This window comes from Lactobacillus sp. UMNPBX15, assembly GCF_002553785.1.
GTDB lineage: Bacteria > Bacillota > Bacilli > Lactobacillales > Lactobacillaceae > Lactobacillus > Lactobacillus crispatus.
In genome coordinates, this window is sequence record NZ_PCYV01000014.1 from 1 (window position 1) to 20,098 (window position 20,098).

Sequence of the window (20,098 nt, forward strand, 5' to 3'; positions counted from 1 at the left end):
ATTAAAAAATCAATTTACGAGAAAGATCTATTTACACAAAAGATTTGACAGTTTCCCTTTATTGGCTCTGGCTTTTCTTTTTTAATTAGAGTATTTGATTAAAGTGTCGTCAACAATAAAAGCTAAGCATTGTTTCTTAAAGCGTTTAATTGTATCAACTGGACATTACGAAGGAAAAGGCATTCCAGACAGTGATAGATAATTGATAAATTAATAAGAAATAACTATCAGTTGTTAATAACTGATAGTTATTTTTTTGCCGTAAAAATATTATACCAATTTTGAAATATATCGCTTGACCGCTTTATTAAAAAAGGTTATTATTGCACTTGTAACAATAAATATGAACTAGTCCATTAGATAATTATTGAACTAGACCAAAGGAGAAAAATATGTGCGGAATTGTAGGAGTTGTAGGTAAGCCTGCAAAAGATATTATTTTAAGTGGATTAACTAATTTGGAATACCGTGGCTATGATTCAGCTGGTATTTACTTAAACGATTTAAATGGTCATGAATACTTAACTAAAGCTGTCGGCCGTATTTCAAACTTGAAGGAAAAGTTAACTCCAGATGAAGAAGGACTAGTTGGTATTGGTCATACCCGTTGGGCAACTCACGGCAAGCCAACTGTTGATAACGCTCACCCACATTACGATGAAACTAAGCGCTTCTACTTAGTTCACAATGGTGTTATCGAAAACTATGCTGAATTAAAGGAAAAGTACTTACAAGGTGTTAAGTTCCATTCAGACACTGATACTGAAGTAGTTGTTCAATTAATTAGCAAGATTGCTCGTGATAAAGACTTAGATGCTTTTTCAGCATTCAAGGAAGCTTTGAAGCTTGTTAAGGGTTCATACGCATTCTTATTAATTGATAACACTGAACCAGATCACGTATTTATCGCTAAGAACAAGTCACCAATGATGCTTGGTATTGGTGATGGCTTTAACATTATTGCTTCAGATGCTATTTCAGTTCTTGACCAAACTAAGACTTTCGTTGACTTACAAGACGGTGACGTTGGTGACATTACTAAGGATTCATACACTATTGAAACTGTTGACGGCAAGAAAGTTGACCGTGAACCACACGTTTTGAACATTGATCCAAACGCGGCTTCAAAGGGTACCTACGAATTCTACATGTTAAAGGAAATTGATGAACAACCTGGCGTTATGCGTCACATTTCACAAAACTACTTAAACGAAAATGGTGAACCAAAGGTTGATCAAGATATCGTTGATGCCGTTTCTAAGGCTGACCGTCTTTACATCTTTGCTGCAGGTACTAGTTACCACGCAGGACTTGTTGGGAAGTCTATTTTTGAACATTACACTGGTATTCCTACTGAAGTTGGCTATGCTTCAGAAGCAGGTTACCACTTCCCAATGATGAGCAAGCACCCATTCTTCATCTTCCTTACCCAATCAGGTGAAACTGCTGACTCACGTGTCGTTTTGAAGGAAGCTAACAAGCGCGGTATTCCAAGCTTGACTATGACTAACGTTGAAGGCTCAACTCTTTCTCGTGAAGCAAATTACACTATGCTTTTAGGTGCAGGCCCTGAAATTGCTGTTGCTTCAACCAAGGCTTATACCGCTCAAGTTGCTTTGCAAGCAGTTCTTGCTAAGGCATTGGGTGAAAAGTTAGGCGTTCAAGAAGCAAAGGACTGGAACTTGAAGCATGACTTAGCTATTGCTGCTGAAGGTATCCAACAAATTGTTGATGGTAAGGAAAAGCTTGAAAAGCTTGCTAAGAAATACTTAGTTCCATCAAGAAACGCATTCTACATTGGTCGTGGTATTGATCACGCTGTTGCTCTTGAAGGTGCCTTGAAGTTAAAGGAAGTTTCATACATCCAAACTGAAGGTTTCGCTGCAGCTGAACTTAAGCATGGTACTATTTCATTAATTGAAAAGGGTACTCCAGTTATTGCTTTGATTAATGACCCAGTTACCGCTGATCTTACTCGTGGTAACATTCAAGAAGTTGTTTCTCGTGGCGCAAGTATCATCACTATTGTTGGTAAAGACTTTGCTAAAGATGGCGATGATATTGTCTTACCTGACATTAACTACTACATGTCAGCACTTTTGACTGTTGTTCCAACTCAACTTCTTGCATACTACGCTTCAAAGGATAAGGGCTTAGACGTTGATAAACCACGTAACTTGGCTAAGAGTGTAACTGTTGAATAATAACAATTAAAATTACACATATAATAATTCTTTAGAAGGCAGACTAAGGTCTGTCTTCTTTTTTTGCGTTCAAGTATAATCTACTTAAGAAATAATTTATGGATAGATAAAAGGCGATAGTATGTTTTTAACGCAAAGACAGAAACAGATCCTGCAGATTTTACTTGAGAATCAAACGGGTGTGACGATTAAACAAATTGAGGAAAATTTAGGGATTAGTCGGCGGACAGTTTATCGTGAGTTTGGCGATTTAAAGAAAAATAATTTGGAGATCGTTAACCAAAGGGGTAAGTACTATTTATCAGGCGATGCTAAGCAATTGCAAGAAGTTAAGGAGCTGGTGCGCAGCTCGCATAGTCAATCCGTGATGTCGATTGATAAAAGAGAAAAGACGATTGCGGCTACACTTTTAATTAGTACTGAGCCTTGTAAGATTATCCAGTTTGCGTTGGATTTGAATGTCAGTGAAGCTACGATTCAGAATGATTTGAATTCAGTGGAAAAATCGCTCAATCGCTACCACATTAAGTTAATCCGTAAAAAGGGCGTAGGCTTATTGGTTGAAGCGCCTGAAAAGATACGCCGTCAGGTCTTTGTGGATATCATGCTCAACGAAATTAACGAGTATGATTTCTTCAAATATTTGCACAATGATGTTAAAAGCAAAGATCCATTTTTGAATCTGATCGATAAAAAGTTGTTATTGACGGTTGATTCATGTTTGAAGGACAGCATTTTTAATAACATTAAAATTGATACCGATCAAAAGGTGATCGAACTTATTTTGGTCTTTGCGGCTACGCTTAAACGAACCATGGCGGGATGCAAATTAGACTTTATTCAACCTGCAGAAGATACGCTTAAATATCAGGGCTATGTTTATCGATTTATGGCTTTATTTGCCAAAACAGAAACTAGCAGTATTCAGGTGGATCAAAACGACGTTACATATTTGGCTAATAAATTGCTGTCTCGTGACTATCACAACACATATTTGACTTATAACGACCGTGAATTGGCGATCTCTGTTAAAGTGAAGAATTTTGTGCAATCAGTTTCAGAAGAAGTGCGATGGGATTTTCAAAAAGATCCTAACTTTATGACTAAGTTGACTAAGCACATTATCACTTTGGTGCAACATCGAGTTTCTCTTTTGCCGGATACGCCAATTGAGATCCTAGCTGGTTTAAGTCAAAAGTTTGATAAATTGTATGCGGCCATTCAAAGATATTGGAATGTAGAATTTCCTGATAACCATTTGACGGATTCAGAAATGCAGTTGATTTTACTGTATTTTGCCAATGAGTATACCAGTCAAAACAATAGCCGTAATCTTTCAGCACTGGTTATTTGTGAAAACGGGATCGGAACTTCAGCTATTTTAAGTGCCCGTCTTAAAAAAGAATTCTCTGAGATCAAGCAGATCAAAGTTAGCCGGGTTTCGACCTTAAATCAAATCGATCTTTCGCAATACAACTTGATTTTTTCAACTTTAAAGTTAAAGGGCTTTTCAAGAGACTATCAGTTAGTTAGTCCATTACTTTTAGATAATGAAATTGATCGCATCCGAAATTATCTTAAGGATTATGAACAAAAGTATCCGCTTGATGCCGATACACAACCGATGGTCGAAAGTAGCCACAAGCATTCTGCTGCTCGTTTATCTAAATTGTCGATCAGTATGCTATTTTGCTCAGAACTTGTAAATGGCATTACGATTCAGAATCTGGAATACAATTCGCAGGATTTAATCGCAGTAATTCAAGAATGCTTGGCTCACTCGGACTCTACTTTGATTCGCAAGCAAATGCCCGTAGCCAAAAATTTACTTAAAAGAGTAAGGATGGCACCAGTTGGTATCCCTAACAGCCATATTGCACTGCTGCACACTAGAAGCTCAGAAATTACTCGTTGTTCCTTCACTTTGTTTGATTTGGACAATGAAATCTCGCTTTTATCAATGGACCACAACACAATTCAGGTTAAAAGAATCCTGCTAATGCTGGCACCAGACAATTTATCCGACTCAGAGCAACAACTATTAAGCATGGTTTCCAGCATGATCATCATGAGTGACAGCAACTTAAATTTGTTCACCAATGGTGATCAAGAACAGATCAAAGATGCTCTTGCTAATCTGTTTTTGGGCGAAATCAAAAAATCACTTACATCAAGTAAGAACTTAAAAGCCTAATAGAATAGGCAAACTCAGACTCTGGCACAGTTTTGTGCCAGAGTTCTATTTTTGTGTCATTGTAAACGCTTACTGATTGACTTAGGATAAAAATGTAAGTTAAAGAGAGAGGGAGAAGAAAATGGTACAAGCAAAGAGTAAATCTTCCGTTAAAGTGAAGGTTCAAAAATTTGGTACAGCTTTATCCGGTATGATCATGCCGAATATCGGTGCCATTATCGCTTGGGGACTTACCGCTGCATTCTTTATGTATCCACACGGTTGGTTCCCTAACAAAGAAATTAATAACTTAGTTCAACCAATGCTTCATTACCTGTTGCCACTGTTAATTGGTTATACAGGTGGTCGCATGGTTTATGAAGAACGTGGTGCCGTTGCTGGTGCAATCGGTACATTAGGTGTAATTGTTGGTACTGATCAACCAATGTTCTTAGGTGCCATGATTATGGGTCCGCTTAGTGCATGGTTATTGAAGAAACTAGATCAAGTATTCCAGGACAAGATTAAATCTGGTTTTGAAATGATCTACAATAACTTTTCACTTGGTATTCTAGGTATGATCGCTGCGATTTTCGCCTTCTTTATCATTGGACCGATTATGGAAGTCGGCAGTCAATGGGCTAGTGCAGGAGTAAATGCAATTATTAGAGTTCACTTACTACCATTAGCCAACATCATTATTGAACCTGCCAAAGTTTTGTTCTTGAACAACGCTATTGGTAACGGGATCTTAGTTCCATTAGGTATCCAACAAGCTGCACAAGTTGGTAAGTCAGTTTTGTTCTTAATGGAATCAAACCCAGGTCCAGGACTTGGAATCTTGCTTGCCTTTACTTTATTTGGCAAGGGTAAGTCAAAGAGCTCAGCTCCTGGTGCTGCCATCATTGAATTCTTTGGTGGGGTTCATGAAATTTACTTCCCGTATGTATTAATGAAACCATCATTGATTTTAGCCGCTATTGGTGGTGGTGTTACTGGTACTTTCTTATTCACTACTCTTGGTGGTGGATTAAAAGCAGCTGCTTCACCTGGTTCAATTTTAGCTATCTTGCTTGTTTCCGCAAAGGATGCTTATTTCGGTAATATTGTTGGTGTTCTTGGCGCCGCAGTTGTTTCATTCATTATTGCCGCAATTATTCTTAAAAACGACAAGAGTACTGGTGATGAGTTAGAAGCAAAACAAGCCCAAATGCAAGCCATGAAGGCCCAATCTAAAGGTCAATCAATGCCGGAAGCTGAAGATGCACATGAATCAGTTAAGTCATATGCCAATGTTAAGAAAGTTATCTTTGCTTGTGACGCAGGTATGGGTTCATCTGCTATGGGTGCTTCACTTTTGCGTGATAAATTCAAGAAGGCTGGCATTAAGGTTTCAGTAACCAATACCGCTGTTAGAAACTTGAAAGATGAAGATGGTTTGTTGGTCATCACGCAAGAAGAATTAGCTGACCGCGCTTTACAAAAGACTCCACATGCAATGCACGTGGCGGTTGGCAACTTCTTGAGTAGTCCGAAATATGACACAATCGTAGCTAGCTTCAAAGCTTTAACTCAAGTAGAAGATAAGCCAAAGGTTGAAAAACCAGTTAAGAAGGTTGGTTCACTTGAAGGAATCGACTTCAGTAAAGTTAAAGAAGTGGACTTCATCCGTCACGATCAACACTTAGGTACCGCTACTATGGCAACTAGTTTATTCAATGACGCAATTAAGAAGGCTGGTAAGACTACTCCTGTTAAGGCAGTAAGAATCAACGAATTGACTGATGATCCAAGTCACTTAGTAATTGTTACTCCAGCTGCTAATAAGAACTTGGCTGTCAGATACAGTGATATTCAAACCCTAGTTGTTGATGATTTACTTAAAGATAAAAAGCTTGGCGAAGCTATTCAAAAGTTGAATTAGAAAGGGATGAGCTAAATGGCATTACAATTAGATCCAAAAATGATCAAACTTAATCAAGACGTACCAACGCGGGATCAAGCAATTAGAATGGCCGGTCAATTATTAGTTGATGGCGGCTGTGTCGAACCAGAGTATATTGATTCAATGCTTGCCCGTAATGAAGATGTGTCGACTTATATGGGTAATTTCATCGCCATCCCTCACGGAACTGACGAAGGTAAGAAGCACATTAAAAAAACTGGAATTTCGGTAGTCCAAATTCCAATGGGCGTTGATTTTAGTGACCCTAAGGATGATACCGAGCAATTGGTAACCGTTGTCTTTGGGATTGCTGGTTTGAACAATGAACACTTAAATATTTTGTCACAGATTGCTATTTTCTGTAGTGATGTTTCCAACGTTGCAAAGCTTGCAGACGCACAAACACCAGAAGAAATTATTGATTTATTAAAGAACGTAGGAGATTAAACATGAGAGCAGTACATTTTGGCGCAGGTAATATTGGTCGTGGATTTATTGGTGAAACTTTAGCAGATAATGGTTTTGGCATTGACTTCGTTGATGTTAATGAAACTATTATTGATGAATTAAACAAGCGTGGTGAATATGACATTGAATTAGCCGCACCTGGTAAGAAGAGAATTCATGTTTCAAATGTTGATGGAATTAACAATGCTAAGGATCCAGACAAGGTAGTTGAAGCAATTAAATCAACCGATATGATAACTACCGCCATTGGTCCAAAGATTTTGGCAATCATTGCTCCATTAATTGCCAAAGGATTAACTGCTAGAATTCAATCAGGCAACACTACTCCACTTGATGTGATTGCTTGTGAAAACATGATTGGCGGTTCAGAACACTTAAAAGAAGAAGTTTATAAGCACTTGGACGATGACGTTAAGCCTGAAATAGACAAGTACATTGGCTTCCCTAACGCAGCTGTAGACAGAATTGTTCCTATCCAACATAATGACGATCCATTGTTTGTCTCAGTTGAGGACTTCAAGGAATGGGTTATTGACGAAAGCCAAATGAAGAACAAGGATATCAAGTTAAAGGGCGTTGACTATGCACCAGACCTTGAGCCTTACATCGAAAGAAAGTTATTCTCAGTTAACACGGGACACGCAACTGTTGCTTATACTGGCAAGAGCCTTGGCTATGACACTATTGGGGATGCTATTAAGGATCCATTTGTTTTAAAGCAAGTTAAGCGTGTCTTGAGTGAAACCCGTTCACTTCTTTACCACAAGTGGAACAAGGAATTCACCGAAGAAAGTTTGGAAGAATACCACAACAAGATTTTGAGCAGATTCCAAAACCCATATATTTCAGATGATATTGCTCGTGTTGGTAGAACTCCAATCCGTAAGTTAGGCTACAATGAAAGATTTATCCGTCCAATCCGTGAATTGAAGGACAGAGGTTTGGACTACAGTGCCTTAATGGAAACTGTTGGTAGAATTTATCACTTTGATGAACCTAACGACAAGGAAAGTGTTAAGTTGATGCAAATGCTTAAGGATGAAGACTTGAAGGATGTCATTGTTGAGACTACTGGTTTAAATGATGACCCAGAATTAGTTGAAGAAATCGTTAAGTCATACCATGATGCTGAAGAAGATGCTAAAAATTAAATAGCCTAAATCAGAAATACCCTGAAGACAAAATGCCCTCAGGGTATTTTCTATAATGATAAGTTATTTATCGAGATAAATAATAGATATTTTTCTTTTGAACTTAATCGTATTTAAATAGAAGTTGAAGATAAACGTTTAGACTTATAAAGGAAAAAATATGTCAATTAAAGAAGATGCTCAAAGAGCTCATGCAAACTTATTAAAGGTGACCGATCCTGAAGCTTTGGAAAGAATTAATCATTTTGCTTTTGACGAAGTGCAGGCAGACGTTGATTTACCTGATCGTACCAAGATGTTGTCAACTTTAGCTTACTTCTTGGGGATGCAAGGAAAAGAAGAATATGAAGTAATGCTTCCAGTCGCATTGGACAATGGTGTTAGCCCAGTTGAAGCTAAGGAAATTTTATATCAAGCGGTTGATTATTTAGGTTTGGGTAGAGTTTTCCCATTTTTCAAGATTACTAATGATGTTTTAACTAAGCGCGGCGTTGAATTACCTCTTGCGGGTCAAGCAACTACTACACTAGACAATCGCCTTGAAAAAGGTGAGGAAACTCAAATGCGCTTGTTTGGTCCACAAATGAAGGACTTTTCTAAGAAGGGTACTATTAACAAGTGGCTTGTAGATAATTGTTTTGGCGATTACTACACCAGAAAAGGCTTAGATGACAATGATCGCGAAATGATTACTTTCTGTTATATTGCTGCACAATGTGGTTGTGAACCTCAATTAATGGCTCATACTCAAGCAAATATCAAATTAGGCAATGACAAGGAATTCTTGATGAAGGTCATTGAACAAAACGTACCATTCATTGGTTATCCTCGTTCACTTAATGCGGTTAGTGTAGTGAATAAGGCTGATGAAGCAGTTAATGGCAAAAATTAGAATTTAAATAAAAAAGGCTCTTTTTGTTAACAGTTGTCTCTAATAAAACTACAATATACCTGTTATCAGAAAGGAAGCTTTTTATTATGGCAGATGCAAAAGAAATTGAAGAAACTGCATTAATTGATAGAAATATGGATCAAGTTTTTGATTGGGCTAAGGGTAATGAAATGCCTATTCGTGACGCTATTTGGGACCACGAAATGGAAGCAAATGGTCGTGACACGATGAAGACCGAAGAAGCTGTTGAATGGATTCTTAAGGCCGATGATGACAAGGTTAAGGATTACTGCGAAAAGAACTTGAAGAAGTAACTAAAATATTCTATCAATAGACTTAACAATTTCGTCTGCGAGTAAAATGACTAGATCGCCAAAGATCTGGCCATTTTTTTAATTTCAATCGCTTGACCTGCATTAATAAATATTTAATAATTGTTCAATATAAAGGTTGGGTGACAAAAATGAAGATGGAACATTCTGCAGGTGCAGTTATTTACAGAAAGCGTAGAGACGGCGAACTGGAATATTTGATCGTGCAGAGCGTCGTAAATTATAATTGGGGCTTTCCAAAAGGGCATTTGGAAAATGATGAGAATGCTGAAGAAGCTGCTAAAAGAGAAGTTTTTGAGGAAGTTGGCCTAAAGCCGGAATTTGATTTTAACTTTAAGGAAAAGGTCAAATATCAATTAACAGAGAATAAAGAAAAAACGGTTGTCTACTTTATAGCCAAATATCTTGCAGGACAAGAAGTCAAAACGCAAAAAGAGGAAATCTTAGCTAGCAAGTGGGTGAGTCTGGTCGAGGCCCAAAAGTATTTGACTGAGCATGGAAAGATGGATGTTTTAACTAAGGCGCAAAATTACATTGAGCAATAAAAAAGACGCATAAAAGACCTATTAAATCAGGGTTTGTAAACACCTAGATTTAATAGGCTTTTTTATTCTTGCTAAAAATAATTTTGCATATTTGCAAAGAAAAATCAATTAGATAAAAATGAGGGTAATATAATAGGCAAATGAATTAGGAAAGAGGTGAACGATCATTTTTTATACGGTTAAAGAAGAAAGTTAAGTCTTTTGCAATATCTGTTAATCCTAACCACTTTAAATTTTCTAGCTTAATTGAGATAAGCTTTTCATCTGTTTTGCCTAAACGGTAATCTAAAAGATACTTGAGGACATTAGTTCTAATTTTTAAGTAAGAGATTGGTTTAGGAATTGAAACTTTCTCTATTTTAGTTAAAAGCTGTGATGCTAATTTGGGATTTTTGATAATTAGAGCGGTTAGGGCGTTGATGACAGAGGATAAAGCATAAAAATATTCTTGAAAATCATTAAATGTATTAGAATTTAAATTTTTAAGAATTCTGATTGAAATACTATATAGTTCCTTGCTGTCATAGAGAAAAACAGTGTTACCAAAAACATTGATGTACATCTCTGTCCAATATTCAATGTTAGATAAAATGTAGAATAATTTCTTTTGATAGCTCACTGGGAAAACATTGTTATCAGTTAGATCGTAATAACAATTACATGCGATAGCTAGTAGAAGTAAATCAAATTGATTATGTGAATTTTGGTATTCTTTTTTCTTGCTTTGTATTAATTGCAAAATATGACGATCATCGTTGGCTTCATAGTACATAGCCACTTTCGCAACAAATGGATTACTATGATTAATTTTGCAGTAATTAGTAAACTCTTTTAGGTTTATATGAATATTGTCTAAAAGCTTAATAACTAAATTGAAGCGAATATCAATCTTATTATTCTCCCATCTGGATAAAGTCGATGGAGAGATAACTCTGTTAGCAGCTTGCTCTAGTGAAATATGTTGTTGAAGACGAAGTGCTTTAAATTTTTGACCGTACATAATGAATTCCTGGCTTTGAAATTAAAAAATAAGAGAATACTTACTGTTATTATTATAAGCATTTGGGGAATTATGGGAAGCATTGATATCAATCCCATACACAGTAAATTGCAAGTTGAAAATTATGCATTACTTAACGAGAGAAAATAGGATGTATAGTAATGTCTGAAGGTATGAAGAAATTAATTAAGGATCTTTCTGATGGTAAAAATATTTCTTTGGAGAATATTGATGCCTTAGTGAATAAGTATCACTTGTCTCTAGAAGAGCGACAATTGTTAGAAACTAAAGATGAAGATGATTTAAAGCAATTGGGTTTAAAAAGTGTATGAATCATTCTTATAAAAATGATGAAGATTGGCTTGTTGATTATGAGAAATATGTGGGTATTAAACAATGAACACACAACAAATAAATTTTAAATGGGTAGTAAAACATGTTCCAATATATTTACAAATAGTTTTTCTGGTTTTATCGGCCATTTCAGCATTTGAAGGGGTATTAAATGCTGTACTGTTTGGACAATTAACTAATATCAATTTTAGTAACATTGACCACGTTTATAAATTTATTGGCTTAGCCTTTGGCGCATATCTGATAGTCTACATAGCCATGCTCTTGTTTTATTTGGTTCAAAATAGAATTGTGATGCTATTAAATATTGCTTTAAAGCAAGAATATTTTTATTCTAAATTTGCTAATTCAGACATGAAGCAAGCAAGAGGAGCAGATGTAATCAATTCGATTAGTGGTACTGCTAAAGAAATTGAACAAAAATATTTCTTTGGGATAACTGACATAGTTCAGTTTGTATTTAATGTGGTTGCATCGGCAATAGTTGTTGTAGAAACTAATCTGATTTTGGGAATTATTTATTTGCTTCTTTCAGCACTAACCCTGATTCCAAGCTATATTGGCAAGAAGAGGATGAATGAGAAAACCGAAAAATGGAATAAATCTAACTCACAGTTGATTCAGGCAATGAAGGATATATTTGAAGGACGCTTAGAAATACTGAATTTTGGTGTCAGACATCTTTTCTTTAAACGATTTGATCGAATCTTGGTTAATGAGGAAGACAAATATCGTAAGATGAATAATTGTCAATTCCAGGTACAATTCATTGCATGGTTAATCTCTTTAGTTACACTATTGCTACCAATTTTTATTGGCTTGCTTTTTATGCAGAGAGGCTGGTTTAACGTAACGGTAGCGGCCATTATAACTTTAAGTTTGTCAGCTGATAGGGTTGTGGGATATCTAAGAACAATTGCTTTGTATCAGACTCAAATTCATAGCACCGATGCAATTAGAAAAATAAAAAGCTATAATTTTGAAGAAAGTGAAAGTGTTAAACAAGATAATCATGACTCTCAAGCTATTTTGAAAATAAAAGATTTGTCTTTTTCATATAGTGATAAGAAAATTTTAGATGGTATAAATTTAACTTTGCGTGATCATGACAAGATCATTGTTACTGGGGCTTCAGGCATTGGGAAAAGTACATTAATTAATTGTATTGCTAATAATCTGAAGTATAACGGTGAAATCACCTTTGCTGGTCATCAAATTAATCCTGCCGATTTCATCAAGATCTCGCAAAGAATCTGGTTATTCCAAGGTACAGTGAGGGAGAATCTATCACTTCTGCAAAACATACCTGATGATCTAATGCTTCATGAAGCAAAAAAGATGGGACTGATTCATGAGTTTGGCAATGATTTTTTAGATAAATTAATTTCAGATGACGCGAACAATTTATCAGGTGGTCAGGCACAACGACTTGCTTTAGTTAGAGGTCTAATTCGTTCTAAGAAGATATATTTGCTTGATGAGATTTGTTCAAGTTTAGACCCTAAAAATAGTGATGCCATTCATAAGATAATCTACCAATTGCCGGCTATTGTCATTGAAATAGCACATAACTATAATCCACAACTTGCACAAGAGAATAAAGTGCAAGTTTATAAACTGATAGATGCCAAACTACAGAAGCAAAATTACATTGAGCAATAAAAAAGACGGGAGCTTAATCAACTCTCGTCTTTTCGTCATTAAGAAATTAAATTTTAATTGAATGAGACACTAATTTATTTCCTTAATATTAGCTCAATTCCTTGATGATAGCTTCCAAGGTCTTCTTAGCTTCATCTTGGATTGGTGTTTCTGGGTGTTCTTCATCGTACTTGTTGAGCCAGTTCAAACGATCTTGCATTCTCTTAGCTAAGGTCTTTTGGTATTCTGGGTCTTCAAGGTGAACTTCATAACCATCAATAGGTAAGTATGATACACCCTTGAAGTTACCGAATGGCTTGAAGTCGCTATCCTTGATGTTGCCGTTAGCCAAGTCTTCGATTAACTTCTTAGTAACTTCCTTAGGAATATCCTTGCCCATGAATGCATCAGTGTTCAAGCTGTAGCAGCTAGCACCACGCTTAGTGAACAATTCCTTGAAGTCTCTGTAGTCACCTGAAACTGGGTAGGCTCTAAATGGGTCTGCGAATGGTTCGATAACTAAAGTATTCATGTCAAAGCCCTTAGGCAAGTTTTCAGCTGAAGTTCTCTTGGTTGCTAAAGTACAACCCATAGTAGTTGCCAATACTGGGTCATCAATCTTGATAATTGGAGGTAATGAACCGTCCTTCATAATCCAGAACAATGCAGTAATTGGTGACTTTTCGAAGTCTACACGGTGAGGACTAGTGTAGCGGGTCTTGATAACACGACCGTTGTTGTTACGTAAGTCTTCGGTTACGATAACTTTCTTGCCGTCTTTGTCTAAGGTTACATCACAGTTCATAATAGTGGTGTAGTACTTAGTCTCGTGGTGGCCTGCTGGGTAGTCGTGAGTCTTGTCAAAGTATGAAGGCTCTAAGGCTACTGAAGAACCATCTTCACGTGAAATAATGAAGGCATCATCGTGCAAAACAGTGATGTCATATTTACCATCGTACATTTCGTGAGTCAAAGTTGACTTACCTGAACCTGACAAGCCGTAGAAAGCAAAGGTCTTATCATCTTTATCGTCAAAGTGGAATGACTTTTCACCACCGTGACATGCAGTGTAGCCATGACGGTGAGCAATTGCCCAAGCTAAGGTCAAAGTACCTTTCTTAAGTTCACCGAAGTAGCGTAGGTTGAAGACAGCAGCACAGTTATGTGGAGCGTCAAATACGCCTAAGCCCTTAGGGTAATCTTCGTCTTGAACATTTGGATCGAAGTAGAAGTAAATATCTGGTTCATCATAGAATTTTGATTTTTCGTATAATTTTTCAGCTTCATCGTCAAAGAAGTGGAAGTTAAGGATGTATGAAAGAAGGTTAAAGGCTTGATCTTCGGGCATCATGATGTGAGCTTTTACAGTGAATGATGGGTCAAGACCTACTAAAACAGTAGCCTTTAAGTATTTTTGTTCATGTCCCTTGTAAATATCTTCACGTAAGTTGCCGTCTAATGCTTCAGCATCTTCATTAGGATTGTCAACGAAGTGACGAGCACTGGCAGTTCTACCTAAAATCTTGCCGTGGTTGTAAACCAATTGAGTTGCACCATGTGGCAAACCTAATTCCTTAGTGTGTAAGATTGGCAAGTCAGTAACAATAACGCCTGATTGCTTCTTAGCTAAGTTATAAGCTTCTGCAACACTGGTTACTTCGTGGACATTGTTGCCGTAAAATGCACTTTCAATAGTGGCACGAGTGCGGCTAAACATTGGATTATCTTTTCTTAATTCATCTTGAGAATAACGTTCTTTTGTACTCATATTAAGTTTTTGTCCTCTCTAGGAAGCTTTTATAAAAACGCTTTCAATAACTTACATAAACTATAGTAACATAATTGCTTGTTAATAACCACACAAATATAAAAATATAAAATTTATGAAACCTAAAAATATACATGAGGAGCTGACATGCGTGACTTTGGTAAAAAATAAATCGATGATATAATGAACGTACGTGCGAAAAAAAGGAGACAAAATGGATTCAAATCAACTCTTCAAATATGTCTATGCCAAATATGGTTTGAAATTTAAGCCTGCTGTACCAGGTTCCACTAGCGTTTACGTTTTAATGTCACCAGTTGATAGTGGTTATTTTGCGATGTTATCACGTGGGCAAGGTCAGAGTATATTGGACCTGAAATGTGGTGCAATGGCTGCACTAATAAGAGATTTGCCTGGCTTCACTGATCCAATGAAGATCAAGGCGGCAGATTGGGTTGGGGCAATATTAGAAAAAGTTAGTGAAGATTCACTCAAAAAAGCACTTGATTTTGCTTTTAAACTGGCGATGAATGGTGATGAAGTAAATATCGCCCAGAATCAATATTTTTATATTGCACCAGATAAAGTAGATGACCGCTATCAAGCCCAAGCAATTAAACCAAGTGAAAATCTTCGCAAGAAGCATAACAATAGTCTGGTTCCAGATAGAATTAGAAAGATGCTAGAAATTTATGACTACAGCATTTTGCCCAGTCGTGGCCGAGCTAAGAATTTTTATCAACAGGCTAGGATGATGGCCGACTATGATGATGATTATCCTGAATTTTTTGCCTTTAAGCGTTTTTATCCAACTTATCACGATATGAATACTGGGCAGCTTAGAAGTTACTTTACTTGGCGTAGCAAGATTCGCCAGCATGTTTTTGAAAAAAAGAGTACATCTTATGCCTTTGTTTATATTTATGAATTACTGAACAATATTGGTGTTGATGACGCACAAGATGGATATGAAAAGCTGTTAGAATTTGAAGGAAAATATGTGCGACAATTTGACATTAGTATTGATGTATATTTACAAGACTGGCTCAAAGATTATGTTCTTTATTATGATTTAGACGAAAAAATTATTAAGCAGCGCTTTGCATCTGAGATTAAGCGTGATCATGATTATGAGGTTTTACACCATCCAGAAAAATTTACTGCGCAAGAGTTAGCAGCAGTCTTTGCAAAGAAAACGACTTATTGGAATTCATCTAAAGTTATTAATAAGAATGAAAAGTTATTTGTTCAACTGTTGCGTTACGTGTGGCTGGAGCTGCTGGATGCTAAAAAATACGGCATTGCATATTACAGTGCGTTTGTGGGCAAGCCTGATATAATTGAAAAGCCAATCTTTGCAGGCAGTGTTTTTTATCTGCGAAAACAACAAGTAGCTGACCATCAGATTGATGCAGTAAGAAAGTATCATTTTTACCAAGGAAAATGGCAAATTCATTGTGATCAACAAATCAGCCGTCAGCGGGTTAATTTAAATAATTTTCTCCATGAATTAGATAGAGTGGCGCGAACAGAATTTAAACTAGGTCGGTCGATTAAGCCGCGATTTATTGATCAAGCTGTACTTAAGGCAATTAACGCGGGGGTTGCTGAATATCACATTCAAGAAAAAAAGGCGCAGATTGATCAGATTAAGATTAATTTTTCCGATTTGGATCAAATTCGGGCCAATGCTTCGAAGACGCGTGATAGTTTGTTAACGGATGAGGAAAAGCAGCTAGAGCAGGCAGAAGCGCAAGAAGAAGTAGAAAAACAAGCAGATGAAACTGTCAAAGTTGATAATGAATATGGCTTAGATGAAAATGAAATGTTTTTCTTAACTGCATTGCTGATGCAGCAGCCTTGGCAGACCTATTTGAAGCAGCACCACTTAATGGCATCAATTTTGATGGATAATATTAATGAAAAATTATTTGATGAATTCGGTGATGTGGTTTTAGAAAATAACGAACAGGACCAACCACAAGTAATTACCGATTATGTAGATGACTTAAAAGATATGTTTTTGAAGGGATGAAATCATGCCACAAAAAAGAAGAGTACCAAAAAGAATTGCGCAAACTGTCCTTAATTCATTAAAGGGTGGGGTAGTGCCAAGAATAGGGTTACCTTATATTACCGTGGGGAGAAAGGCCGAGATTGAGGCCCTATTACACGATGTGGATGTTATTCAAGAAGGCGGAGCAAGCTTTCGTTTTATCGTGGGTCGTTATGGCTCAGGAAAAAGCTTTTTACTTCAAACGATCCGTAACTATGTGATGGATAAAAATTTTGTTGTTGTAGATGGTGATTTATCACCTGAACGTCGGCTGCAAGGATCAAAAGGACAGGGTTTAGCAACATACCGTGAATTAATTCAGAACTTATCAACTAAGACTAGGCCTGAAGGTGGTGCCTTGACTTTGATTCTAGATCGCTGGATTAATTCAGTGCAGATGCAAGTTTCGCAAGAAACAGGCTTAAATAATGATGATCCTAAATTTGAGCAAGCAGTTGACCAGAAAATCTATGGCGTCATTTCTTCATTAAACGAATTAGTTCATGGTTTTGATTTTGCTAAATTGCTGAACATGTACTATCACGCTTATATGAGTGGTGATGATGAGACTAAGGCTAAAGTAGTCAAGTGGTTCAGAGGAGAATATAGCCATAAGACTGAGGCTAAAAAGGAATTAGGCGTTGATATCATTATTAGTGATAGTGATTGGTATGAATATTTAAAGTTATTTGCGACTTTCTTTAGACAAGCGGGCTATGCTGGTTTAATGATCATGATTGATGAATTGGTTAATATCTATAAAATTCCGAATGCAATTAGCCGCCAGTACAACTATGAAAAGATTTTGACGATGTATAACGATACCTTGCAGGGAAAGGCAAAATACCTGGGAATCATCATGTGTGGTACACCGCAAGCAATCGAGGATCGTCGCCGTGGCGTTTATTCATATGAAGCTTTGCGTAGTAGATTAGCAACTGGAAAATTTGCTCAAGCAGGTGCGCGTGATATGTATGCGCCAGTGATTAAGCTGGAACCACTAACCGCAGAAGAGATGTTGGTTTTAACGGAAAAATTGGCTGACATGCATGCGGGACTTTATGGCTATGAACGGACAATTACGGATGATGATTTAGCGCAATTTATCAAGATTGAATATGCGCGGGTTGGTGCGGATACTAATATTACGCCGCGTGAAATTATTCGTGACTTTATTGAATTGTTAGACATTGTTTGGCAAAATCCACAGACAGATATTCAGACTTTGCTTAATTCAGACCAATTTTCATATGCTAAGTCTGAAGCAGTATCTGATAATCAAGAAAAAGATTACACTGAATTTCAAATTTAAGGATTAATTATGGACTTTTTTTCACATTACGCGCCTTTTATTCAAGACTATATTTATGAACATGGATGGCGTACCTTGCGCCCGATTCAGGTGGCTGCAGCTGAGGAAATTTTTGAAACTGAGGATAATGTATTGCTCTCAGCTTCAACTGCATCAGGAAAAACAGAAGCGGCCTTTTTCCCAATTTTGTCGGATATTTATCAAGAGCCAGAAGATTCTGTTAAGGTGCTGTATATTGCACCATTAAAAGCTTTGATTAATGATCAATATGATCGATTGATCGAGTTGTGCCAGGATGTGGATATCCCTGTTTGGCGCTGGCACGGTGATGTGGCTCAAACGCAGAAGAGAAAGCTGCTCAAACATCCCTCGGGAATTTTGCAGATTACCCCAGAATCACTCGAGAGTTTTATGATTAATAAGCATATGGATATTCCGCATTTATTTGGCGGGTTGAAGTATATCGTGGTTGATGAATTGCATTCGTTTTTAAGAAGTGATCGCGGCGGGCAGACCTTCTGCTTGATTGAACGTTTGAGCAAGTTAGCTGATGTCAATCCTAGAAGAATTGGGCTTTCTGCTACGATTGGCAATTTAAGGGATGCCAGTAATTTTTTAGGTGCCGGATCTAGTCGGGAGACAGTAGCGCCTAAAGTGCAAAATCAGCCGCAAATCTGGCACTTATCGATGGAACATTTTTACCAAACTGATCCACAAGCTAGCAGTAAAGATTTTGATCCAAGTCAAGTTGAACCAAAAACTGACAAAGCACCTGAGTTAGCAGACCCCGGAATTGGTTATATTTTTGAGCATACGCGTGGCAGAAAATGTTTAGTTTTTACCAATAGTCGAGAAGAGTGTGAGGCAGTTTGTCAGGAGTTGCGGGCTTATTGTGCATATAATCATGAGCCTGATCGTTTTATGATTCATCATGGAAATTTGTCGCCAGCCTTGCGTGAAACAGCAGAAGCAGCGATGAAAGATGAGGATGTTTATATGACAACCTGTGCGACAGCAACGCTTGAACTAGGGATCGATATAGGACAATTAGAATCAGCCTTTCAGATTGATGCACCATTTACTGTATCGGGCTTTTTGCAAAGAATGGGGCGGACGGGTCGACGCGGCAATCCACCGGAAATGCACTTTGTCATGCGCGAGGAGCATCCTGAATCGCGGGCAATGTTACCGGAATTGATTCCATGGCCACTGTTGCAAGGGATTGCCTTAGTGCAGCTTTATGCAGAAGAAAAATGGGTTGAACCGCCTGCACCTAACCGACTTCCCTATAGTTTACTCTATCATCAAACTATGAGTACGCTGGCATCAGGCGGGGAAATGACACCAGCAGAATTAGCTTCAAGGGTATTAACTCTATCGTATTTTCATAATGTTTCGCAAGAAGACTATCGCGTCTTATTAAAGCATCTGCTTAAAACTGGTCACATTGAATGGACTGAAAATCATGGCTTAATTGTTGGTCTTGCTGGTGAAAAAGTTGTGAATAACTTTAAATTTTACGCTGTTTTTCAGGAAAATGAGGAATTCAGTGTGCATGCCAGCAGTGAAGAATTAGGAACAATCGTGAAGCCCCCTCCCGTTGGGGATAAGATTGCAATTGCTGGTCGCGTTTGGGTAGTTGAAGATGTTGATCGTAAGCGCCATCAAGTATATTGCCATGAGGTGAAGGGAAGAATTCCTGCTTTCTTTGGGGACGTGCCGGGGGATATTCAGCCGAAAATTTTGCAAAGAATGAAAAAGGTGCTGACTGAAAAGGGGATGTATCCGTATTTAATGCAGAATGCTCAAGCAAGATTAACCCAAGCACGTGACACTGCCGCCTTGGCTGAGTTGCCAAAGAAGAATCTGATCAAATTAGGTGGCAATATGTGGTGTCTTTTTCCTTGGACAGGGACTTACGCATTTTTAGCATTGGAACGGTTAATTAGAATTAAATGCGGTGAAAAACTAAATATTCGTGGCTTTAATTCTTCCCGTCCATATTTCATGTACTTTGCAATGGATGCCGATGAGGATGACTTCTGGCGGATCATTAATGAAGAAGCACAAAAAGACTTTGATCCCTTAGACCTGGTTTATCCTAAGGAAGTTCCTGGAATTGATAAGTATGATCAATATTTGCCAGATGAATTACTTAGAAAAGAATTTGCGCAGAGCGTTTTGGATATTCAAGAAATGAGACGGTGTGTTAAGGCAATGGCAGAGGACTATCAAGAGAATAAGTAGAATTCTGTTA

At 37.3% G+C, this 20,098-nt stretch carries 15 protein-coding genes; 13 read left to right on the forward strand and 2 right to left on the reverse strand.

All coding sequences use genetic code 11. The features are described 5' to 3' along the window. Positions 1-392 precede the first annotated feature (392 nt). The 8 genes from glmS (at position 393) to CP366_RS04865 (ending at position 9,710) form a co-directional block, all read left to right on the forward strand. On the forward strand, positions 393-2,204 hold the full coding sequence (gene glmS / locus CP366_RS04830) for a glutamine--fructose-6-phosphate transaminase (isomerizing) (RefSeq protein ID WP_089147570.1): 1,812 nt from the start codon (positions 393-395) through the stop codon (positions 2,202-2,204). A gap of 121 nt (positions 2,205-2,325) precedes the next feature. Beyond that, on the forward strand, positions 2,326-4,398 hold the full coding sequence (locus CP366_RS04835; protein WP_089147571.1) for a BglG family transcription antiterminator: 2,073 nt from the start codon (positions 2,326-2,328) through the stop codon (positions 4,396-4,398). Positions 4,399-4,519: 121 nt separating this feature from the next. Continuing rightward, positions 4,520-6,301, forward strand: coding sequence for a PTS mannitol transporter subunit IICBA (locus CP366_RS04840; protein WP_089147572.1), 1,782 nt, complete (start codon positions 4,520-4,522; stop codon positions 6,299-6,301). 15 nt (positions 6,302-6,316) lie between these two features. Continuing rightward, on the forward strand, positions 6,317-6,769 hold the full coding sequence (locus CP366_RS04845; protein ID WP_005720866.1) for a PTS sugar transporter subunit IIA: 453 nt from the start codon (positions 6,317-6,319) through the stop codon (positions 6,767-6,769). 2 nt (positions 6,770-6,771) lie between these two features. Further along, positions 6,772-7,941, forward strand: a complete 1,170-nt coding sequence (locus CP366_RS04850) for a mannitol-1-phosphate 5-dehydrogenase (protein WP_089147573.1) — start codon at positions 6,772-6,774, stop codon at positions 7,939-7,941. Positions 7,942-8,101: 160 nt separating this feature from the next. Continuing rightward, positions 8,102-8,833, forward strand: coding sequence for a carboxymuconolactone decarboxylase family protein (locus tag CP366_RS04855; protein ID WP_089147574.1), 732 nt, complete (start codon positions 8,102-8,104; stop codon positions 8,831-8,833). An 86-nt stretch (positions 8,834-8,919) separates the two neighbouring features. Next, positions 8,920-9,147, forward strand: a complete 228-nt coding sequence (locus tag CP366_RS04860) for a hypothetical protein (RefSeq protein WP_023487899.1) — start codon at positions 8,920-8,922, stop codon at positions 9,145-9,147. A gap of 149 nt (positions 9,148-9,296) precedes the next feature. Then, positions 9,297-9,710 carry a bis(5'-nucleosyl)-tetraphosphatase gene (locus CP366_RS04865; protein ID WP_089147575.1) on the forward strand — a complete coding sequence of 138 codons (414 nt, stop codon included), beginning with the start codon at positions 9,297-9,299 and terminating at the stop codon, positions 9,708-9,710. Positions 9,711-9,855: 145 nt separating this feature from the next. Here CP366_RS04865 and CP366_RS04870 read toward each other — a convergent pair whose 3' ends face one another. After that, positions 9,856-10,710, reverse strand: coding sequence for an Rgg/GadR/MutR family transcriptional regulator (locus CP366_RS04870; protein ID WP_089147576.1), 855 nt, complete (start codon positions 10,708-10,710; stop codon positions 9,856-9,858). Positions 10,711-10,871: 161 nt separating this feature from the next. On the opposite strand from CP366_RS04870, the gene CP366_RS10695 reads away from it, so the two are divergent. Then, positions 10,872-11,042 carry a hypothetical protein gene (locus CP366_RS10695; protein ID WP_155634313.1) on the forward strand — a complete coding sequence of 57 codons (171 nt, stop codon included), beginning with the start codon at positions 10,872-10,874 and terminating at the stop codon, positions 11,040-11,042. A 64-nt stretch (positions 11,043-11,106) separates the two neighbouring features. Further along, positions 11,107-12,726 carry an ABC transporter ATP-binding protein gene (locus CP366_RS04875; protein ID WP_089147577.1) on the forward strand — a complete coding sequence of 540 codons (1,620 nt, stop codon included), beginning with the start codon at positions 11,107-11,109 and terminating at the stop codon, positions 12,724-12,726. An 88-nt stretch (positions 12,727-12,814) separates the two neighbouring features. On the opposite strand, the gene CP366_RS04880 is transcribed toward CP366_RS04875, so the two are convergent. After that, positions 12,815-14,473 carry a phosphoenolpyruvate carboxykinase (ATP) gene (locus CP366_RS04880; RefSeq protein ID WP_054832632.1) on the reverse strand — a complete coding sequence of 553 codons (1,659 nt, stop codon included), beginning with the start codon at positions 14,471-14,473 and terminating at the stop codon, positions 12,815-12,817. Positions 14,474-14,687: 214 nt separating this feature from the next. Here CP366_RS04880 and CP366_RS04885 point away from each other — a divergent pair, with 214 nt between their 5' ends. The 3 genes from CP366_RS04885 to CP366_RS04895 are packed head-to-tail and all read left to right on the forward strand — an operon-like array spanning position 14,688 to position 20,088. Further along, positions 14,688-16,508, forward strand: a complete 1,821-nt coding sequence (locus CP366_RS04885) for a TerB N-terminal domain-containing protein (protein WP_089147578.1) — start codon at positions 14,688-14,690, stop codon at positions 16,506-16,508. Between the two features lie 4 nt (positions 16,509-16,512). After that, the gene (locus CP366_RS04890; protein ID WP_061204485.1) at positions 16,513-17,841 is read left to right on the forward strand and encodes an ATP-binding protein; all 1,329 of its coding nucleotides are present in this window, start codon (positions 16,513-16,515) and stop codon (positions 17,839-17,841) included. 9 nt (positions 17,842-17,850) lie between these two features. Continuing rightward, positions 17,851-20,088, forward strand: a complete 2,238-nt coding sequence (locus tag CP366_RS04895) for a DEAD/DEAH box helicase (RefSeq protein ID WP_089147579.1) — start codon at positions 17,851-17,853, stop codon at positions 20,086-20,088. Positions 20,089-20,098 lie beyond the last annotated feature (10 nt).